At 37.5% G+C, this 16,688-nt stretch carries 14 protein-coding genes; 13 read left to right on the top strand and 1 reads right to left on the bottom strand.

What is annotated here, in order from left to right; all coding sequences use genetic code 11:
• Positions 1–74 precede the first annotated feature (74 nt).
• The 3 genes from C825_RS04375 (at position 75) to C825_RS04365 (ending at position 5,222) form a co-directional block, all read left to right on the top strand.
• Positions 75–1,196, top strand: a complete 1,122-nt coding sequence (locus C825_RS04375) for a DUF4934 domain-containing protein (RefSeq protein WP_010801540.1) — start codon at positions 75–77, stop codon at positions 1,194–1,196.
• Between the two features lie 103 nt (positions 1,197–1,299).
• Positions 1,300–2,448, top strand: a complete 1,149-nt coding sequence (locus C825_RS04370) for a hypothetical protein (RefSeq protein WP_010801539.1) — start codon at positions 1,300–1,302, stop codon at positions 2,446–2,448.
• 836 nt (positions 2,449–3,284) lie between these two features.
• The gene (locus C825_RS04365; RefSeq protein WP_010801537.1) at positions 3,285–5,222 is read left to right on the top strand and encodes a discoidin domain-containing protein; all 1,938 of its coding nucleotides are present in this window, start codon (positions 3,285–3,287) and stop codon (positions 5,220–5,222) included.
• 4 nt (positions 5,223–5,226) lie between these two features.
• On the opposite strand, the gene C825_RS04360 is transcribed toward C825_RS04365, so the two are convergent.
• The gene (locus C825_RS04360) at positions 5,227–6,213 is read right to left on the bottom strand and encodes a winged helix-turn-helix domain-containing protein (RefSeq protein ID WP_010801536.1); all 987 of its coding nucleotides are present in this window, start codon (positions 6,211–6,213) and stop codon (positions 5,227–5,229) included.
• Between the two features lie 176 nt (positions 6,214–6,389).
• On the opposite strand from C825_RS04360, the gene C825_RS04355 reads away from it, so the two are divergent.
• From C825_RS04355 to C825_RS04310, 10 genes are all read left to right on the top strand, one after another.
• Entirely contained in the window at positions 6,390–6,620 is a 231-nt protein-coding gene (locus C825_RS04355; protein WP_016213073.1) for an NVEALA domain-containing protein, read from the top strand.
• 5 nt (positions 6,621–6,625) lie between these two features.
• Positions 6,626–7,690 carry a BF3164 family lipoprotein gene (locus C825_RS04350; protein ID WP_010801534.1) on the top strand — a complete coding sequence of 355 codons (1,065 nt, stop codon included), beginning with the start codon at positions 6,626–6,628 and terminating at the stop codon, positions 7,688–7,690.
• Between the two features lie 8 nt (positions 7,691–7,698).
• Positions 7,699–8,580: a DUF1573 domain-containing protein gene (locus tag C825_RS04345; RefSeq protein ID WP_010801533.1), complete on the top strand. Its 882-nt coding sequence runs from the start codon at positions 7,699–7,701 to the stop codon at positions 8,578–8,580.
• Positions 8,581–8,706: 126 nt separating this feature from the next.
• The gene (locus tag C825_RS04340; protein ID WP_010801532.1) at positions 8,707–8,928 is read left to right on the top strand and encodes an NVEALA domain-containing protein; all 222 of its coding nucleotides are present in this window, start codon (positions 8,707–8,709) and stop codon (positions 8,926–8,928) included.
• Positions 8,929–9,032: 104 nt separating this feature from the next.
• Complete coding sequence (locus C825_RS04335; protein ID WP_010801531.1) at positions 9,033–10,193, top strand: DUF4221 family protein; 1,161 nt, start codon at positions 9,033–9,035, stop codon at positions 10,191–10,193.
• 3 nt (positions 10,194–10,196) lie between these two features.
• A complete protein-coding gene (locus C825_RS04330) occupies positions 10,197–11,051 on the top strand; it encodes a DUF1573 domain-containing protein (RefSeq protein WP_010801530.1) in 855 nt (284 codons plus the stop codon).
• 225 nt (positions 11,052–11,276) lie between these two features.
• The gene (gene lepB, locus C825_RS04325; RefSeq protein WP_010801529.1) at positions 11,277–12,152 is read left to right on the top strand and encodes a signal peptidase I; all 876 of its coding nucleotides are present in this window, start codon (positions 11,277–11,279) and stop codon (positions 12,150–12,152) included.
• Positions 12,153–12,163: 11 nt separating this feature from the next.
• Positions 12,164–13,675, top strand: coding sequence for a transglutaminase domain-containing protein (locus C825_RS04320; protein WP_010801528.1), 1,512 nt, complete (start codon positions 12,164–12,166; stop codon positions 13,673–13,675).
• 2 nt (positions 13,676–13,677) lie between these two features.
• Positions 13,678–15,510 carry an O-antigen ligase family protein gene (locus C825_RS04315; RefSeq protein ID WP_010801527.1) on the top strand — a complete coding sequence of 611 codons (1,833 nt, stop codon included), beginning with the start codon at positions 13,678–13,680 and terminating at the stop codon, positions 15,508–15,510.
• Positions 15,511–15,595: 85 nt separating this feature from the next.
• A complete protein-coding gene (locus C825_RS04310) occupies positions 15,596–16,681 on the top strand; it encodes an efflux RND transporter periplasmic adaptor subunit (protein ID WP_044215204.1) in 1,086 nt (361 codons plus the stop codon).
• Positions 16,682–16,688 lie beyond the last annotated feature (7 nt).

The raw sequence follows: 16,688 nt of genomic DNA, 5'->3' as shown, positions 1-16,688 counted from the left end.
ATCATACATAGATTGGTTCATTCATTTGCTTTTGACCAGGAACTTCAATATATTTGTTCAAACAAATCTTTCTTATGAAACAGACCCATATCTTATTTAGCCTTTTATTGTTCTTTGGTTCCTGTATCAATCAAAAAGAAGTAGGAAACCTGGAGGGTACTATCCTGTCCATCAACACCGATGATAAATCTATTATAACAGACAGCCCGGCATTGACAAATATTCGTTTCGTTAAACTCGAAACAAAAGATGAATGTCTGTTGGAAGATGTAAATAAGGTCATTCCATTTGAAGATAAGCTATACATTCTTTCTTCCCTAGGCAACGGTAACGTCTATATATTTGATAATAAAGGTAAGTTCATCCGGAAGTTGAATAAAGGAGAAGGACCGGAAAATATTATCTATCCAACGGATATCTCCCTAAACGCAAATAAAAGAAGCCTGTTTGTCCTCGACTTTTATCGTAATATTAAAGAATATGATCTGGAGGGTAACTTCCTCCAAAAGATATCGATGCAGGAACCTTTCTTTGCACTGGAAGCAATAGGAAATGATTTCCTTTTATTTGATTCCGGTAGCCGCTCAAAAGCGGACTATTATGTTCGCTATCTGACAGAAACATCAGAAAATAAAGACTTTTTTCAGAAACCGGTAAAAAGTAAGTTCTTCGCATCAAGCAACTTCTTTACCCCAATAAGCGATGATAAAGTTCTCGTTTCCTGTCTTTTTTCAGATACCATATTTCTTGCGACCAGCACTGAAAAAGAGTTATTCCCCTATATCATCCTGGATTTCCAGGATAAAGGAGCAAACACCCCCCAAAGGCTTAACGAAATTAGCAACGTGGGAGAATATCTGAAAAAAGCAAAACAACAGAAATATATACCCGGACCAAGCGACCTTAGCATTATCAATGATAATCTATTCTTCACCTTGAACGGTGAAAAGTTTTATTTTGCCAGATATGATACAAAAAAAGACAAAATTACACTCCATACGAAATTAATGGAAGGATTACCCAATATATATAAATCTACCGGAAGGACAGGTAAAGAAGTAATATATGCAATGGACATGCCCTGGTTAATTGAATATCTCAATGAAAACCAAGAAATAAAATCAGATGTAATTAATCAGTTACGGACGGAATGCAAAGATGAAAATGACAATCCTGTATTATTCTTTGGTTCCTAACGACCGAATATTCACTCTCTACAATGACAGTTTTATGTGGACGACCATTCAAAACTATCAAGTACAACAGATTGAACGTCTTATTTTTTATTGAAACTAAGTTATGAAATTTTCTAAGCTTTACTATTTATTCATCAGCCTTGTATTGATATCCTGTACAGGGAAAAAAGAGAAGACAACAGAGTTTGATAAGAATTTGATTGATATTCAGCAAAAGGAGATTCGTTTTCCCTCTTCTGACATATTACAACTAAAATCATACTATCTGTCATCTGCTGTACATAATGATCCGGCAAAAATACTTGTCGGATATAATTATAAAGAACATGCATTGGATTATATCAATTTAACAACGCAGAAAATATCACAAGTAACGTTATACAACGATGGTCCTAATATGATCTCCCGATTAGCCGGAATATATGCTCATAGCGTAGATTCTATCTGGGTATTCGATGACTCCGAACGTATCTCTTTGATTTCTCAAAAAGGTAATATTATAAAACGCATAAACTGTCATGACTATATCCAGGAGCATGAAGAAATAATCATTCATACTAACCACGCAATCTCTACTACCCATTTAGGATATAACCTGAAACACCAATCACTACTGTTCGCGGTTAAGGATAAATCGACATCCCCAATAAGTTTCAAGGTGAAAGAAGTTTTCTTGAATGAAACCGGCAAGACTATCACATTTGATCTCTCCCCTTCAGTCGTAGAACCGGATATCAGTCAAGGCTATGCCAATATGAATGAACCGAATGTGAATTTTAACGGAGAAGAAATTTTATACAACTATCCGATCGAATCACATATTTATACCCTCAATACACTTACAGGAGAACGAACAACTATTGATGCAAGCAGCCAATACACCTCCAACAAAGCCAACAAATGTCCTTCAACGACAGATTATTCAAAATGGCAGATACATGGCATTGAAAATCCGCATTTCTTCGATGTAATGTATATTCCGGAATATCAAATATATGCACGTTTACATTTTGCCGGTACAACCTTCGACACCCATAAAAATTTAGACACAATAGCATATGAACGCGATTTGTATCTGATGCTATTTGACAAGTCTTTCAAAAAAGTATATGAAAGTAAATTAGCTTCGAACAGATTCAACCCTTACACGGGATGGAATACAATCAATAACGGCATCATACTTTTTGTTGACAACATTCATGATAAAAACGATTCCGATAATTTAATTGTAGATCTCATTCACCCAGATTAATTACAAACAGCTTCAAGGTAATCACTTCGTTATCCCTGTTCTCCTTTTTATCAAAATGACATTTTAAGTACTTCATAGTTTGAATATATGAACCTGAGGACGTGCAAGGGACTTTCCAAGCCAATCTCCGAAGGTTCGCTTATATCCTATTGCCAATAAAAGGAGAATAAATGATTAATTACGAAAGAAATATAGGAATTATTATAACCTTTTATTCTCTAATACTGATTTATAAGCAATTTATGAAAGACCATTTCATCTCATTATCAGACGCCTTCTGTAGAAAAAACATGCTAGAAAACATACAATTCGGAGTCCAAAAACACACGAACTATTTAAAATTCAAGTATTTTTAACATTTTCTCTGTTAAACCGAACTCCTATCTCAGTTAAACTGAAAAAATATTCATTTAAAACGAGATGAATTTTTGTTTAAAACGAGATAAATTTTTGTTTAAACGAAATTCGATTTGACCGAAAAACGAGTATAGAAAAGCATTATGTTAAATAATGTGTAAGAAAACTTACTAAAACGGTCACTGTTAAAAATACCCCCGTAAGTTTATCTGCTTATTATAAATCCTTTTAATGCAAAAACAGCATAATAAACACCTTTTTGACAATTGACACACCACGATCTCAATGAAACGGATTTGGAAGATAAGATAGAGCAAACACCTGTATTTGCAGAATGCAAATATGTATATACTGATGCGTCAGAAAATAAAACAAACCAATCAAAAGCTTTTTAAATCAATACTGTCAGTGAAATGTCATTAACTAAAAGCCGGGAGAATGGAACTTAATATGTTTATTTGCACGCAAATAATGTATACATGAGAAATTTCATTTTCATACTATTGCCGATCATTATATTTTCCTGCGGACCATCGGACAGGGAACAATTGAATGAAGCTCTAAAATTTGCCGGAGAAAACAGAAGCGAACTAGAAAAAGTATTGAAGCATTACGAAAATGATTCGCTTAAACTCAAAGCAGCAAAATTCTTAATTGAAAATATGCCGTTCTACTTTTCATATGAAAGTGAACAACTCAATCAATATAAAAACAATCTATATAAGATTGCTATAGAAAATAAATGCTCTGATGACGAAGCAATACGAATTGCCCAAAAACGTTTCGGGATACTCTCTTACAGTACATTCAGGAAAGTTTATGATGCCCATATTATTACTGCCGACTATCTGATAAAGAATATAGATCTGTCTTTTAAAGTCTGGAAAGAAAGACCATGGGGCAAATACATCTCATTTGACGATTTCTGCGAAACAATACTCCCGTACCGGATTGGAGATGAGCCATTAGAAGACTGGAGAGAAACTTATTATAACCGTTACCAACCACTTTTGGACTCATCACACACAGACAATGACCCTGTCAAAGCATGCAAAATCATTTTTGATCATATAGAACAGCAAACCTGGGTCTTTAATTATAAACATCAGTTTCCACATTTAGGGGCAACAGCCTTATTAGACAACAGATTCGGGACATGTGACGACCGATGTGATTTAAGTGTTTATATCATGCGTGCATTGGGTATCTCAGGAGGCATCGACTTTATTCTCCAGCATCCTGACAGAATGCACAAAGGGCATTCCTGGAATTATGTAACTAATACGGCCGGAAAACACACCGAATTTGCGTTATACGACCTGCGCCCCGGCTCAAAGCCCGATCCTGGGACAGAGATAAAAAGGGGAATCATTTACCGGAAATGCTTTTCCGTACAAAAAAGCAGCTTACCCATAGTTTACAGGAACAAACCGATACCCTCCACTCTAAGCAGTGTATTCATGAAAAACGTATCCGACCTATATTTCGAGGATAAAGCAAACATTATAATCTCCAACAGGAATAAAAAGGAGAAAATACTATATCTCAGTGTTTTCGATAACAAAAACTGGATACCAGTAGCCTGGACCGAGATAAACAACAATAAAGGTGTATTTACACATTTGGAATCCGGAATTGCATATATGGCAGGTTATTATCAGAATAATGTATTTGTCCCGGCATCAGATCCTTTTATTGTCGGGGACAATGGCAAAACGCACTTTCTGAAAGCAGATTATGAACATCGGCAAAATATGACTTTAACACGTAAGCACTCCATCCCTAAATGGTGGTTCTGGTATAAGAAAAGAACATTGAACGGAAAGTTCCAGGGAGCTAACCGCATTGATTTCAAAGACTCAGTCACACTATATACCATTACACATGAAGCGACAATGAACTCTTACATCATCAATATCCGGGAGTCCGGACAATTCAAATACTTCCGATATCTGTCAGGAACAGATGGTTGCTGCAATATGGCTGAAGTCAGATTTTATACAGCTAAAAGCGATAAACCATTAGAAGGAGAAATTATAGGGACGGAAGGTTCTTTTCAAAACGATCCGAACCGGACCAAGAAAGCGGTATTCGATAACGATCCGCTAACATTTTATGATGCTAAAGAACCCAACGGGGCCTGGGCGGGCTTAAGCCTGGAAAGACCTCAGAAAGTAACGACTATTTATTATCAGTTCAGAAATGACGATAATAATATCCGTATTGGCGATACCTATGAACTAATGTATTGGTCTGAAGCCGGAGAATGGAAATCTGCCGGAAAAGTTATTGCAGATAAAGAACAGGTAACATACAACGATATTCCTTCCCAAACCCTCTATTTACTCCACAACCACAGCAGAGGAAATGAAGAACGAATATTCACTTATGAGAACGGTACACAGATATGGTGGTAAGATCTTAGAGGATCTCCAAGCGATACCCTCCGTTTCCATGCACAATCTTAAGATCCGGAATTGGCTTCAAGTCGGCTCGCAGTCTCTTGATTGTTGTATTTAATGTATCATTTGTCGCCCCTGTTTTTCCCCAAACGATCTTCTTTATATCTTCTGAAGTTTGAAAATGTTCAGGACTATTCAATAATAAAACAAAAAGTTTCAGTTTATAATTTTCAAGCGACACCTTAATATCAACATTATAATAAAGAATACCTTTGCCCTCATCAAACAGTATATTCTCCTTGATTTTTATCAACTTTCTGGGCTCTTCACAAACCGGCGTCGCAAATTTCTTACTATACCTGGTAGCAATTAAGAGACCCAAAAGAAGACAAAAGATAACTCCGACAATAATGAAATGTCCTTTGCTCCTATTGATCACACAATAAAAAGGCATCTTTACATAGGCCTGTAAGACAATTTCATCTTTTACTCCTGTAGTAATTGGTGGCAAAGCACAAGCAGACTTATAAAAAGTCAAATCCGGATTACTATATACTGTTTGATCATCATTTGCAGTATAAGCCAATGCAGCATGTACATTGATCATGCCACCCTGTTGTAAAGCCAAGTTAAACAGACTGTCCAAAACTACCACATCAATAGGATTCTCCATTAAAAGGAAAGATTGATCAACTCTATACTGCTTTTCTTCAGTTATTAAATCAGAAGAATTGGTATTTTTAGCGACCTTCTCCACCTGAGCACCAGAGTATGAAATAGTAGAACTATCACTTGCTAGCGACCTATATCCAGAAAAAGACTGTGAACCCGTTTCTAGCAATCTATTTTCCTTATCTTGATGTATAACTTCGTTGCATAGGCTACGAATATCTGATAATACAGACTTTCGTCTTTCGCGAAATATATATCCGAAATAGATAAGCAGCATCAACATGCACAGAGACAAGCATCCAACAAATAGCTTCTTTTTTACTAGCAAAATCATTATTTACTCTTTTAGATTACTACTTACAAAAGTAAGCAATCTTACTCTATCTGAAGCATAAATTTGTACAAACAGATCAAAAACAGGTCTATTTCAGGCTGTCAGTGAAATGTCAGTGCAAATATTTGGTCTTTTACGGGACCTCCTATACTTTGCGAACAAAATATTAAAGAACAATGAAACGAACTCTTATTAAAGTAACAGTAATGGGAATACTTCTAGCAGGAGGTATTTATCTCATGGAAGAAAAAAACACTTCCTTATCAGATGTAGCTTTGGACAATATAGAAGCCTTGGCCGCTGGTGAAGGTGGAACTAGTATGTGGTTTTGTCGTGGTACTGGTTCTCTTGACTGTCCCAGTGGCAATAAAGTAAAATATATTGTCGATGACTACAGCTTAGACTAGCATTCATGAAACATCTCCTATACATATTAATAGGTATAGTCATTACAAAAGGCTTGATTTGTTGTACCGGTTCCCCCGGTACGCACTACCCCCGTTATACAACTTTTCCCGAGGAGAAAGCAATACGTGCCCAGATAATTCCTCTGGATACTATCCTGCTCCGCTACCCGTTCCGGGTGGCGGTCAGGGATAGTATAGCGGTAGTAATGGATTTACATAATATGGATCATTACTTACATGCCTTTACCTATCCGGAATGGAAACACGTTGTTTCGTTTGGAAAACGTGGGGAAGCCCCGGAAGAGATGTTATCAGCAGAAAACATCCAATTTAATTCTCTGGACTCTTTGTGGACACTCGATGCCAACAAGATGGAGATTACACGTTGGAAAATCACTCCTTCTACCGGTTCTGCGGAGCGGGTAGAGGAGATTAAATTAAATAAGAAATTAGTCCGTTCGCTAGACTTTTATGCGATGGAATCGGGCTTTTTGATTCCGGACTATCTGGGAGAGCACCGTTTTTGGGAAGTAGACAACAATGGTCAACCGCTCCAAAGCAAAGGTAAAATACCCAGCGAAACAGCCGATAAAGAAATATCCCGTCCAGCATTAGCACAGGCATGGCGTAGTTTTATGGATTACAATCCGGAGAATGGCATACTGGCTATGGCTACGCAACTAGGGGAAACACTAGAAATTTACAATTTAAAAGAGAATACTCATAAAGTTTTATATGGTCCGGAAGGAGAACCTGAATTCAAAATAGGCAAAAATGGCTCAAGTATTCCTATAGGCATTATGGGATTTAGTGACATAAAAGTAACAGATAAACATATTTATGCTGTATTTCAAGGAGTAAAATTTAAAGAAATGCTAGCAGCCTATCAACGAGGAAAAGAACCGGAAGATGGAAGTCGGTTCATCTATGTTTTCGACTTACAGGGTAATCCTGTTCAAAAATACACTCTTGACAGAGCGATATATGGCATTGATATAAACGAAAAAACAAATACAATCGTCGCAACCGAGGTTGAAAGTGATGATCCGATTATAGAATTTAAAATTTAAAGGACAAGATGAAAACTTTAAATCCAATCATACTAGTATTATTACCAATCTTCTTTTCCTGCCAAAACGAGCAGAAAGAGAAAGAAAAGCAAATTGCGGAATTGGTAAATGAATGGCAGGGAAAAGAGATCAAATTTCCTGACAATCTTATTTTCACCCGTTATCTGACAGACACAACTGATTTCCAAATTCCACAATCAGAATATAAAGTATTAGTATATGTTGACTCAATAGGTTGCACCAGTTGTAAGCTACAACTACATAAATGGAAAGCATTTATTGAATACACTAATTCAGTAGCACAAAGAAAAGTTACTTTTCTTTTCTTTTTACACCCGAAGGATACAAAAGAAATACGTTATCTGTTAAAACGTGATGGTTTTGATCATCCTGTCTGCATTGATTTTGACGACCGATTAAACAAGTTAAACAAGTTTCCGGCAGATATAACTTTTCAAACATTCTTGCTGAATAAAAATAATAAAATAGTTGCTCTGGGAAATCCCATACACAACACAGTAGTGAAAGATCTTTACTTGAAACAGATTACAGGTAAAGACAATCCCAATAAAAGCATACCGAAAACGACTGCCAAAGTCACACCTTCAGAAATTAACTTTGGTACTTTCGACAAATCTGAAATAAAAGAAACAACCATAGAGGTTAAAAATACAGGGGATAGTCCCCTCGTGATAGTAGACGCAAGCACCACCTGTGGCTGCACAGCAGCTACGTATGACAAACGACCTACGAAACCCGGAGAAATCCTTCGCGTGGGAATCAAGATGACACCAAAGGATACAGGATTCTTCGATGAAGTCATAACAATTAAGTACAATAGTATTAACAACTTACCTGTCAAGGTTGAGATAAAGGGAAACGTTCGGTGATCAGAAAGGTAAGTACATGATGGAAATATAACTGACACAACAGAAAATATCATTAAACTATCCGAGCTTAAATAATAAGTAAAGATAGAAAATAAACTAAATTATAACTTAAAGTAGAGAAAGATCATGAAAAAAAAGATCTTAGGGGTAGCTATTATCGCTGCTATGGCTCTAACAGCCAGCTGGAACTTCAACCAGAGCAAAAATGAAGTAGAATTATCGGATTTGGCGTTGGCTAATGTAGAAGCATTAGCTAGAGGAGAAGGTGGTTTCAATTGTTATTGGGAAGACCGAAATTACATAAAATGTGATAACGGTTTTGGTCTAGGATGCCCATGCGGTATGTAAAATGAATATCGGGCTGAATAAAAAGCTGTTACAATCATAAAACACTGAAAACAAGTGCGACAAGCTTTCTATTCAGCCTTTTCTCTATTAAATTACAGATTTATATGAAAACACTATTATACATATTATCATTCATATTTTTTATCTCTTGCAATCAAAAAAACAAAAAAACTGATATATTTGTTTACGATTTGGAAGCAACAAATGAATATTTAAATATACATTTGGATGATAGCACATATATTCCTTTAAATAACATATCTTACTATCAATTCGACAGTTCAGAATATATCGCTTTTGTAAATAAACAAACACCACAATTAATTATATACAACATTTCAAAGGGAGAAATATATAAAAAAATAGTATATAATACAGAAGGTGATAACAGTATTGTTGGATACATTAACGACTTCTATATTAAAAATTTAAATGAGATTTACTTATTAAGTCCATATACTACCTTCTTGTATAAAAGTGATGGGAATGGGAATATTATCAATAAAATTGATTTTTCAAAAGCACAAAATGGAGAACCTTTAACTAGGGTTCTAAATACATTAGGAAGAATGGAATTAATTGATAATAAATTCTACATTACACAAAATTTAAATAGAACATATGGAAGTGAAATAATGGAAAAAAGTAGTATATCAGCCATCATTGATACAACTAATAACACAATAGAATTAACACCATTAAAGTATCCAAAAATCATTTCATTAGAAGATCTGGGAACGAATGCTGGATTTGGATATCAGTATAGACGTATTTTTGACGGAGAAAATTTCATTTATTCGTTTCTTTATAGTGATATTATTTATAAAACTTCTCTTGATCATAAAAAAGTTGAAAAGAGGCAAGTTAAAAGTAAATACATACCAGAGGTAAAAGTAAATAGATTAAACAATAATGATTTTAACAAAATACTAAAAGCAGGATGTGAAGAAGCCACATATGAAGATATTATATTTGATAAATACAGAAACGTATATTATCGTTTTGCATGTCCACAAACAGAAGTTGACTCAAAAGATAGTTATTTGGAAATTACACGTTATGGAAAAAAGCTATTCACGATTGTAATCTTAGATAAAGATCTAAATATTATAGGAGAAAAATTATTTCCTGAGTTCACTTATGTACCAACAGCTCACTTAATTAGAAAAGATGGGTTATATATTAGCTGTAGTCATTTCAAAAACCCTAATTATAGCGATGACGTCCTTTGTTTTCAAAAAATCAAACTTATCAGTAATTTATAAAGCATGAAACATCTATATTTATATATTATATTAATCTTTTCAATTTGTAGTTGCAACATTGAAAACAAAACTAATAAATCTATTTTACCAAAACTGATTGGAAAAAACATTATTTTCCCTTCTAATATTCAATTTGTCAATCACAAATCTCAAAAGAAAGAAACATTGAATTTAAAAAAGAAATTTAAATTAGTAACCTATATTGATTCCATTGGATGTATCGCTTGTAAATTAAAAATGCATCTTTGGAAAGATTTAATAAATGAATTCAGTAATGTTTCTCAAAATAACATCTCGTTTGTTTTTATTATAAATTCTAACAACTACAAAGAAATAAATTACATTTTAGAAGAAAGTGAATTTGATTACCCTGTTTGCTTTGACAAAAATGACTTATTCAACAAGGCGAATAATTTTCCAAAAGACATTGAATTACAGACTTTTTTACTTGACCAAGATAACAATATAGTTATTGTTGGCAATCCGATATTTAGCATTTCAGTAAAAGAGTTATATTTGAAACAAATAATAAGCCCTGAGTGTTTATCAAACAACTATAATAATAAAAAAACCACTATCAATGAAATTGATTTAGGAAAACTCAACATATCAAAGAAAAAAACAATCACACTAAATATACATAATAATGAGAACAACCCTATTGTTATATCTGAAATAAATACTACTTGCAAATGCACCAAATACACATACGATAAGAAACCCATAAATAAAGGTGATAGTACAAAAGTAAAAATACTAATAGAGCCTTATAGTAGAGGATTTTTCCATGAATTAGTTACAATAAAATGCAGTAACAACAAGACTATAAAATACACACTGAAAGGGAATGTTTATTAATCCTAATAAAGGCATATAATAATCTAAAAAAATAATCAATAACATGAATACTCTAATACCATTTTATATAACCTTCAGTCTATTCTTTCTTTTTCTTGCAGCAATTAAGTGAACACACAATAGAATTTTCATCGATAACCCAAGAGATTGAATCTGAAGAAATCTTTTCAGACTCCTTTTGGAGATCCCCTAGCAAATTAATCTGGTTAATAACTTTTTTATTATATGAAGAAGCAGAAGCATATACGCAATCTAATCAATAAAGCGGTTGACATCGTCTTTTGGTCATGTATGGTCACTGTTTTATGGTTTACGCTACAAGTGTTCTTGTTCTCTTCTTTCAAAATACCCAGCGATTCCATGGAGCCGGAATTGACAATCGGTGACAATATATTGGTTTTAAAACCAACAATAGGACCACGTGTATTCAACCTATTTGCTTCCATGCGAAACGAACAAACAGAGATTTATCGTATTCCAGGGATCAAAAAGATTCAACGAAATGATATTCTCGTATTTAACTTCCCACATCCAAACAGTTGGAATAAAATCGAAATGCATATTCTCAAATATTACATCAAGCGATGTGTAGGATTACCGAGTGATACTTTGTCCATCCAAAACGGCTTTTTTCATGTGAAAGGCATAGAAACGTCTCTCGGTAATATGGAATCACAAAATAAAATCGCAACAACTGAACAGTTTGAGGATGGTATATTTCATAGTTTTCCATTCGACAGTATCATTAGCTGGAATATCAAAGATTTTGGACCGTTATATATTCCCGGAAAAGGAGATTCCATCACGTTGAATCAAACAAACTGCCGGTTATATAGGAAACTGATCGAATGGGAACAACAAGGAAGCCTTCAATATAAGGACTCGACAATTTTTCTGAACGGGACTCCAATCAACGGTTACCGCTTTCAGAAAAACTACTATTTTATGGCAGGCGATAACGGCATGAACTCGCAGGATTCGCGCTATTGGGGATTACTGCCTGAAGAATATATCGTTGGAAAAGCCTGGATCATCTGGAAATCAGTTGACCCGTATACAGATAAGTTTCGCTGGAACCGCTTTTTAAAAGTCATTCATTAAAACCAAAAATCATGAAAAATTTATTTACAACAAGTATAAAGATCTTAGTAGCCATCTTATTAATGGCTTGTAGTTCACAGTACGATAAAAAACTGGAACAGGCTCTTGAGCGTGCGAAAGAAAACCGGCAGGAGCTTGAAAAAGTACTCGACCATTATAAAAAGGATTCGACAAAGCTAGCTGCCGCCCGTTTCCTGATCGAAAATATGCCTTATCATTTCACACGGGAACAATATTATACTTCCTCCGGAAAAGAAAAATATAGACCGGATATTACAGCTTTCGATGGGTTTCAAGCTGTGAAAAAGCATTGCGACTCTTTAGCCGGCAAAGGATATAGAATTGAAACACATAATAAATACGACATATCGGCAATTGACAGCCGCTTTCTTATAAACAATATAGAACTGGCTTTCAACGTCTGGAAAAAACCCTGGGCAAAAGATATTTCATTTACGGACTTCTGCAGATATATCCTTCCTTATCGGGCACAATATGAAGAAGTCTCGAATCTGAGGAAAGAATTGATGGACCGTTTCCTTCCCCTACTGGACTCTGCGAATGTAAAAACGCCATTGGATGCTTGTATCGTACTGCGTAATAAGATAGAAAAAATAGTTAGATATCAAGATACCGGGCTCGACTTATATCCGACTATCGACGAAACATATCGTTCGGGAATCGGCACTTGTGATGGCTTATGCAATTTCATAGCATATGTTATGCGATCTGTCGGTATTCCCGTTACCATAGATCAGACAACCTGGGTAAAAATGGATCGGGGACATTGCTGGTGTGCCGTGCTGGATAACGGACACTTTCATAGTTTTGGAGAAAATCTGGCACCGGGTACTCATGCCCGATCATTTTCTGAAACACGTAGTCTTAGACCTGCCAAAGTCTATCGCCAGCGGTTTGATCCGTTTTTAACTGCTGATTACGGAAAAAACGACGATGGCTATGCAGTTTATTTTAAAAGTCCGTTAATACAGGATGTTACAACTGAATATCTGGATAAGCCTACCACTATAAAAGTCGCTATCGACATAGATCTAAAAGAGAATAAACACAGTAACCAGGTTTATTTATGCAATTTCAACTATAATAAATGGACTGACATAGCTCTTGGTTACAGAAAAGATTCGATCTGCTATTTTAACGATGTCGTTGGAGATAATATATTCATGATAGCAGACGCTCCGAACAAAAACTCCCTACGGTTTATAACAGCCCCATTTTATGTCAGCACAGAGGGAGAAATACATAAATTCATCCCCGAGGTGCAAAAGAAGAGGTCTTATACGATACACAAACGTCCGGCAGGTTATAAGGAACTGCATACATTATCTTACTGGGATACGCAAAGCAAAAGTTTTATCTCTCTAAAATATATATCGGAGACCGACACGACATTGACATATAACAATATCCCGGAAAATGCTTTATTATGGCTATATATACCGATACATATGTATAACCAGCGGGCATTTTTTCTGGAAAATGACAGCATGAGGATATATTAATTATGATTAAAATAAGTTACTCATTACTCGCCATCAGCGGAATTTTTCTGCTGTGCACCGTTTTTGCCACAGACACAGGGCTGGCTAACGGACTGGTCACAGGGAAAGTTCTTTGGTTTCATCTGGCGATGTTGCTGCTGGCAGCATGCAGCCTGGTGACGGCTGTTCTGATGAAACCGGCAAAGCCGTTTGTCTTTTCGGTCGCAGACGGATTGGTACTGGTTTTGGCGGTTATCGTTGCGCTTACTTATAACCGGCAACTGGGTGCCGAACCGGAGAAAATGTTGTTTGGCGGGCAATTAGTCGTATTGTGGTTTCTACTGCGGTTCATATTGACCGGATGGCCGCAGTTACAGCTATTTTTCCTGGCGGTGGTTGTTGCGACCGGAGGGATTGAAGCCGTGTCGGGAATGCGACAGTTACATGGATTCGAGGGATCTAACCATTCCTTGTTCAAGCTGACCGGGGATTTTTATAATCCGGGGCCTTATTCGGGGTATCTCGCAATCGTATTGCCGGTTTGCCTGTGGATGATCCTACGACAAACAAAGATTTATCTGCATTACCTAGGATGGATCGGTTTACTGGCGATCATCGTCGTGCTTCCTGCTGGGATGAGCCGGACGGCATGGATAGCGGCTGCCGTTTCATGCGGATGGGTGTATTGGGTGCAACGGATCGGATGGGAAAAGACTAAAAGATACATTAATGGAAACCGGACCTTAACTATCGCATCTTCTATTTTGATCCTGATCTCCATAGCCGGTGCATTGGCGGGTATTTATCTGCTAAAGAAAGATTCTGCCAATGGCCGGCTACTTTTATGGAAAGTGACGGGACAAGCGATCAGGGAACAGCCCTGGACAGGAACCGGGACGGGTGGTTTTCCGGCTGCTTATGCAGAAGCACAGGCGGAGTATTTCACTTCGGGAAAGGCTTCGGAGACAGAGATGCTGGTTGCCGGATGTCCGGAATACGGATTTAATGAATTCTTACAAATTGGTTTGGAACAGGGGCTGGTGGGTTTAATGGTTTTTGTATTGTTGTTAAGCTATTCCTTGTTCCGGGGGGTGAAAAACAGACAGGCGGGAGCGGCCGGAGGGATATTGGCGCTGATGGTGTTCAGCCTGGCATCGTATCCGTTGCAGTTGCCGGAGTTCTGGGTGGTGTTGGTGGTGTTGATGGGGGTGGCTAATAGTAAGACTCCGGTTGACGCTGATATTTCGGTTGACACTGACACACCCCCTACCCCCTCTCGAGAGGGGAGAAAGATACTTTCTGTCACTATGATAGGGGTGCTGGCTATATGTTGCGGGTGGATTTTCCGGCAGCAGAAAGGGTATTATGAAGGATATAAAAAATGGAATACGTTGAAGATGTTGTATAATAGTAAGGCTTATGAGGCGGCAGGTGAAGGATATGAGGAACTGGTGCCGTTGATGGGACATAAACCGGAGTTGCTGTTCGAGGCAGCACAGTGCCTGAGCAAATCGGAACGGTTTGAAGAAGCGAACCGGTTATTGGAACGGGCAATGAAGTTGAGCGGTGATCCGATGATACATTATATGGCGGCAAAAAATGAGCAGTCGATGGGAAACTATCAAAAAGCGGAAAATTTATTGCTGCATGCGATCGATATGTTACCGGAACGGATCTATCCGTATTACCTGCTTACCAAACTTTACTCGGAACCTACTTTCTTTCAGGAAGATAAGTTTATCAAAGCGGCTGACGCCGTACTGAAAAAAGAACCGAAAGTAGAGAGCACGGCTATCCGGGAAATGAGAACAGATGTTAAAAATATGCTCAACAACATACGATCAGATCGTAATTAATTTATTTATATGCTATTTACGATAACATCGTAATAATATTTTTGTATATTTGGAAATTAAAATTTGAATCATAGCTTATATGAATATGAAATACTACAATTTGCTGGCAATACTGCTCCTCTCCGGGATGATAGCCTGTTCCGGTGACAAAAAAGACAGCAGTGAAGGAGAAGAAACTGTTGAAACGGTTTTACCGGACGAAACCAACGAGGTGACCGTGATGACACTAAAGGCTACCGACTTCAACCATGAACTGGTGAGTAACGGCAAATTGTCGGCACGCCGCCATGTCGACCTGCGGTTTCAGTCGGCCGAACCGATCGCTACGATTCATGTAAAGAACGGCGACCGGGTAAGCAAAGGACAAAAGCTGGCTGAATTGTCGACCTTCCGGCTGAAAAACAAAACGGCCACTTCCAAAGATGCCCTGGAACGGGCGAAACTGGAACTGCAAGACGTGCTGATCGGCCAGGGATATGCGCTGGCAGACTCGGCCAAAGTCCCTCCCGCCACCATGCAGCTTGTCCGGGTAAAGAGCGGTTACGATCAGGCGCTTATCCAATACCAGTTGGCAGAATATGAAGAACGGAATGCCGTACTGACGGCTCCTTTCGACGGTATCGTTGCCAATCTGTTTGCCAAACAATATAATACAGCTTCTACCTCCGATATATTCTGCACGGTCATCGATCCGGGCAGCCTGGAAGCAGCGTTCACTGTTCTGGAGAGCGAACTGCCTCTGATCAAGAACGGCGACCGGGTGGAGGTCACTCCTTTTGCCCTGAACGACACAAAAGCCGAAGGACGCATCACCGAAATAAACCCGCTGGTCGATGAAAACGGCATGGTGCAGGTGAAAGCGGCGGTAACGGACAAAGGGAAGTTATTCGAGGGAATGAACGTCCGTGTCAGCATCCACCGTTCGCTGGGCAAACAACTGGTCGTACCGAAAAGTGCCGTCGTTCTCCGGTCCGGAAAGCAAGTGGTGTTCAAACTCGACAGCACCCGAACCAAGGCTAGCTGGGTATATGTACATACCGGTCTGGAAAATGCAGACAGCTACACGATTACAAGTTCGGAAGGGGACGGCCTGAAAGAGGATGATTTCGTCATTACCAGCGGTAATATCAATCTGGCACACGAGGCACCGGTAACGATAATTGAAAATTAAAAATTTG

It is taken from the genome of Parabacteroides sp. ASF519, assembly GCF_000364265.2.
GTDB classification, from domain to species: domain Bacteria; phylum Bacteroidota; class Bacteroidia; order Bacteroidales; family Tannerellaceae; genus Parabacteroides; species Parabacteroides goldsteinii.
Note: the sequence above shows the minus strand (reverse complement) of the source record. Positions and strands in the feature narration are given on the sequence as shown.

What these genes read in the sequence shown, in the direction of transcription:
- C825_RS04375 (WP_010801540.1), top strand. Translation starts at nt 75, where the DNA reads ATGAAACAGACCCATATCTTATTTAGCCTTTTATTGTTCTTTGGTTCC.
- C825_RS04370 (WP_010801539.1), top strand. Translation starts at nt 1,300, where the DNA reads ATGAAATTTTCTAAGCTTTACTATTTATTCATCAGCCTTGTATTGATA.
- C825_RS04365 (WP_010801537.1), top strand. Translation starts at nt 3,285, where the DNA reads ATGAGAAATTTCATTTTCATACTATTGCCGATCATTATATTTTCCTGC.
- C825_RS04360 (WP_010801536.1), bottom strand. Translation starts at nt 6,213, where the DNA reads ATGATTTTGCTAGTAAAAAAGAAGCTATTTGTTGGATGCTTGTCTCTG.
- C825_RS04355 (WP_016213073.1), top strand. Translation starts at nt 6,390, where the DNA reads ATGAAACGAACTCTTATTAAAGTAACAGTAATGGGAATACTTCTAGCA.
- C825_RS04350 (WP_010801534.1), top strand. Translation starts at nt 6,626, where the DNA reads ATGAAACATCTCCTATACATATTAATAGGTATAGTCATTACAAAAGGC.
- C825_RS04345 (WP_010801533.1), top strand. Translation starts at nt 7,699, where the DNA reads ATGAAAACTTTAAATCCAATCATACTAGTATTATTACCAATCTTCTTT.
- C825_RS04340 (WP_010801532.1), top strand. Translation starts at nt 8,707, where the DNA reads ATGAAAAAAAAGATCTTAGGGGTAGCTATTATCGCTGCTATGGCTCTA.
- C825_RS04335 (WP_010801531.1), top strand. Translation starts at nt 9,033, where the DNA reads ATGAAAACACTATTATACATATTATCATTCATATTTTTTATCTCTTGC.
- C825_RS04330 (WP_010801530.1), top strand. Translation starts at nt 10,197, where the DNA reads ATGAAACATCTATATTTATATATTATATTAATCTTTTCAATTTGTAGT.
- lepB (WP_010801529.1), top strand. Translation starts at nt 11,277, where the DNA reads ATGAAGAAGCAGAAGCATATACGCAATCTAATCAATAAAGCGGTTGAC.
- C825_RS04320 (WP_010801528.1), top strand. Translation starts at nt 12,164, where the DNA reads ATGAAAAATTTATTTACAACAAGTATAAAGATCTTAGTAGCCATCTTA.
- C825_RS04315 (WP_010801527.1), top strand. Translation starts at nt 13,678, where the DNA reads ATGATTAAAATAAGTTACTCATTACTCGCCATCAGCGGAATTTTTCTG.
- C825_RS04310 (WP_044215204.1), top strand. Translation starts at nt 15,596, where the DNA reads ATGAAATACTACAATTTGCTGGCAATACTGCTCCTCTCCGGGATGATA.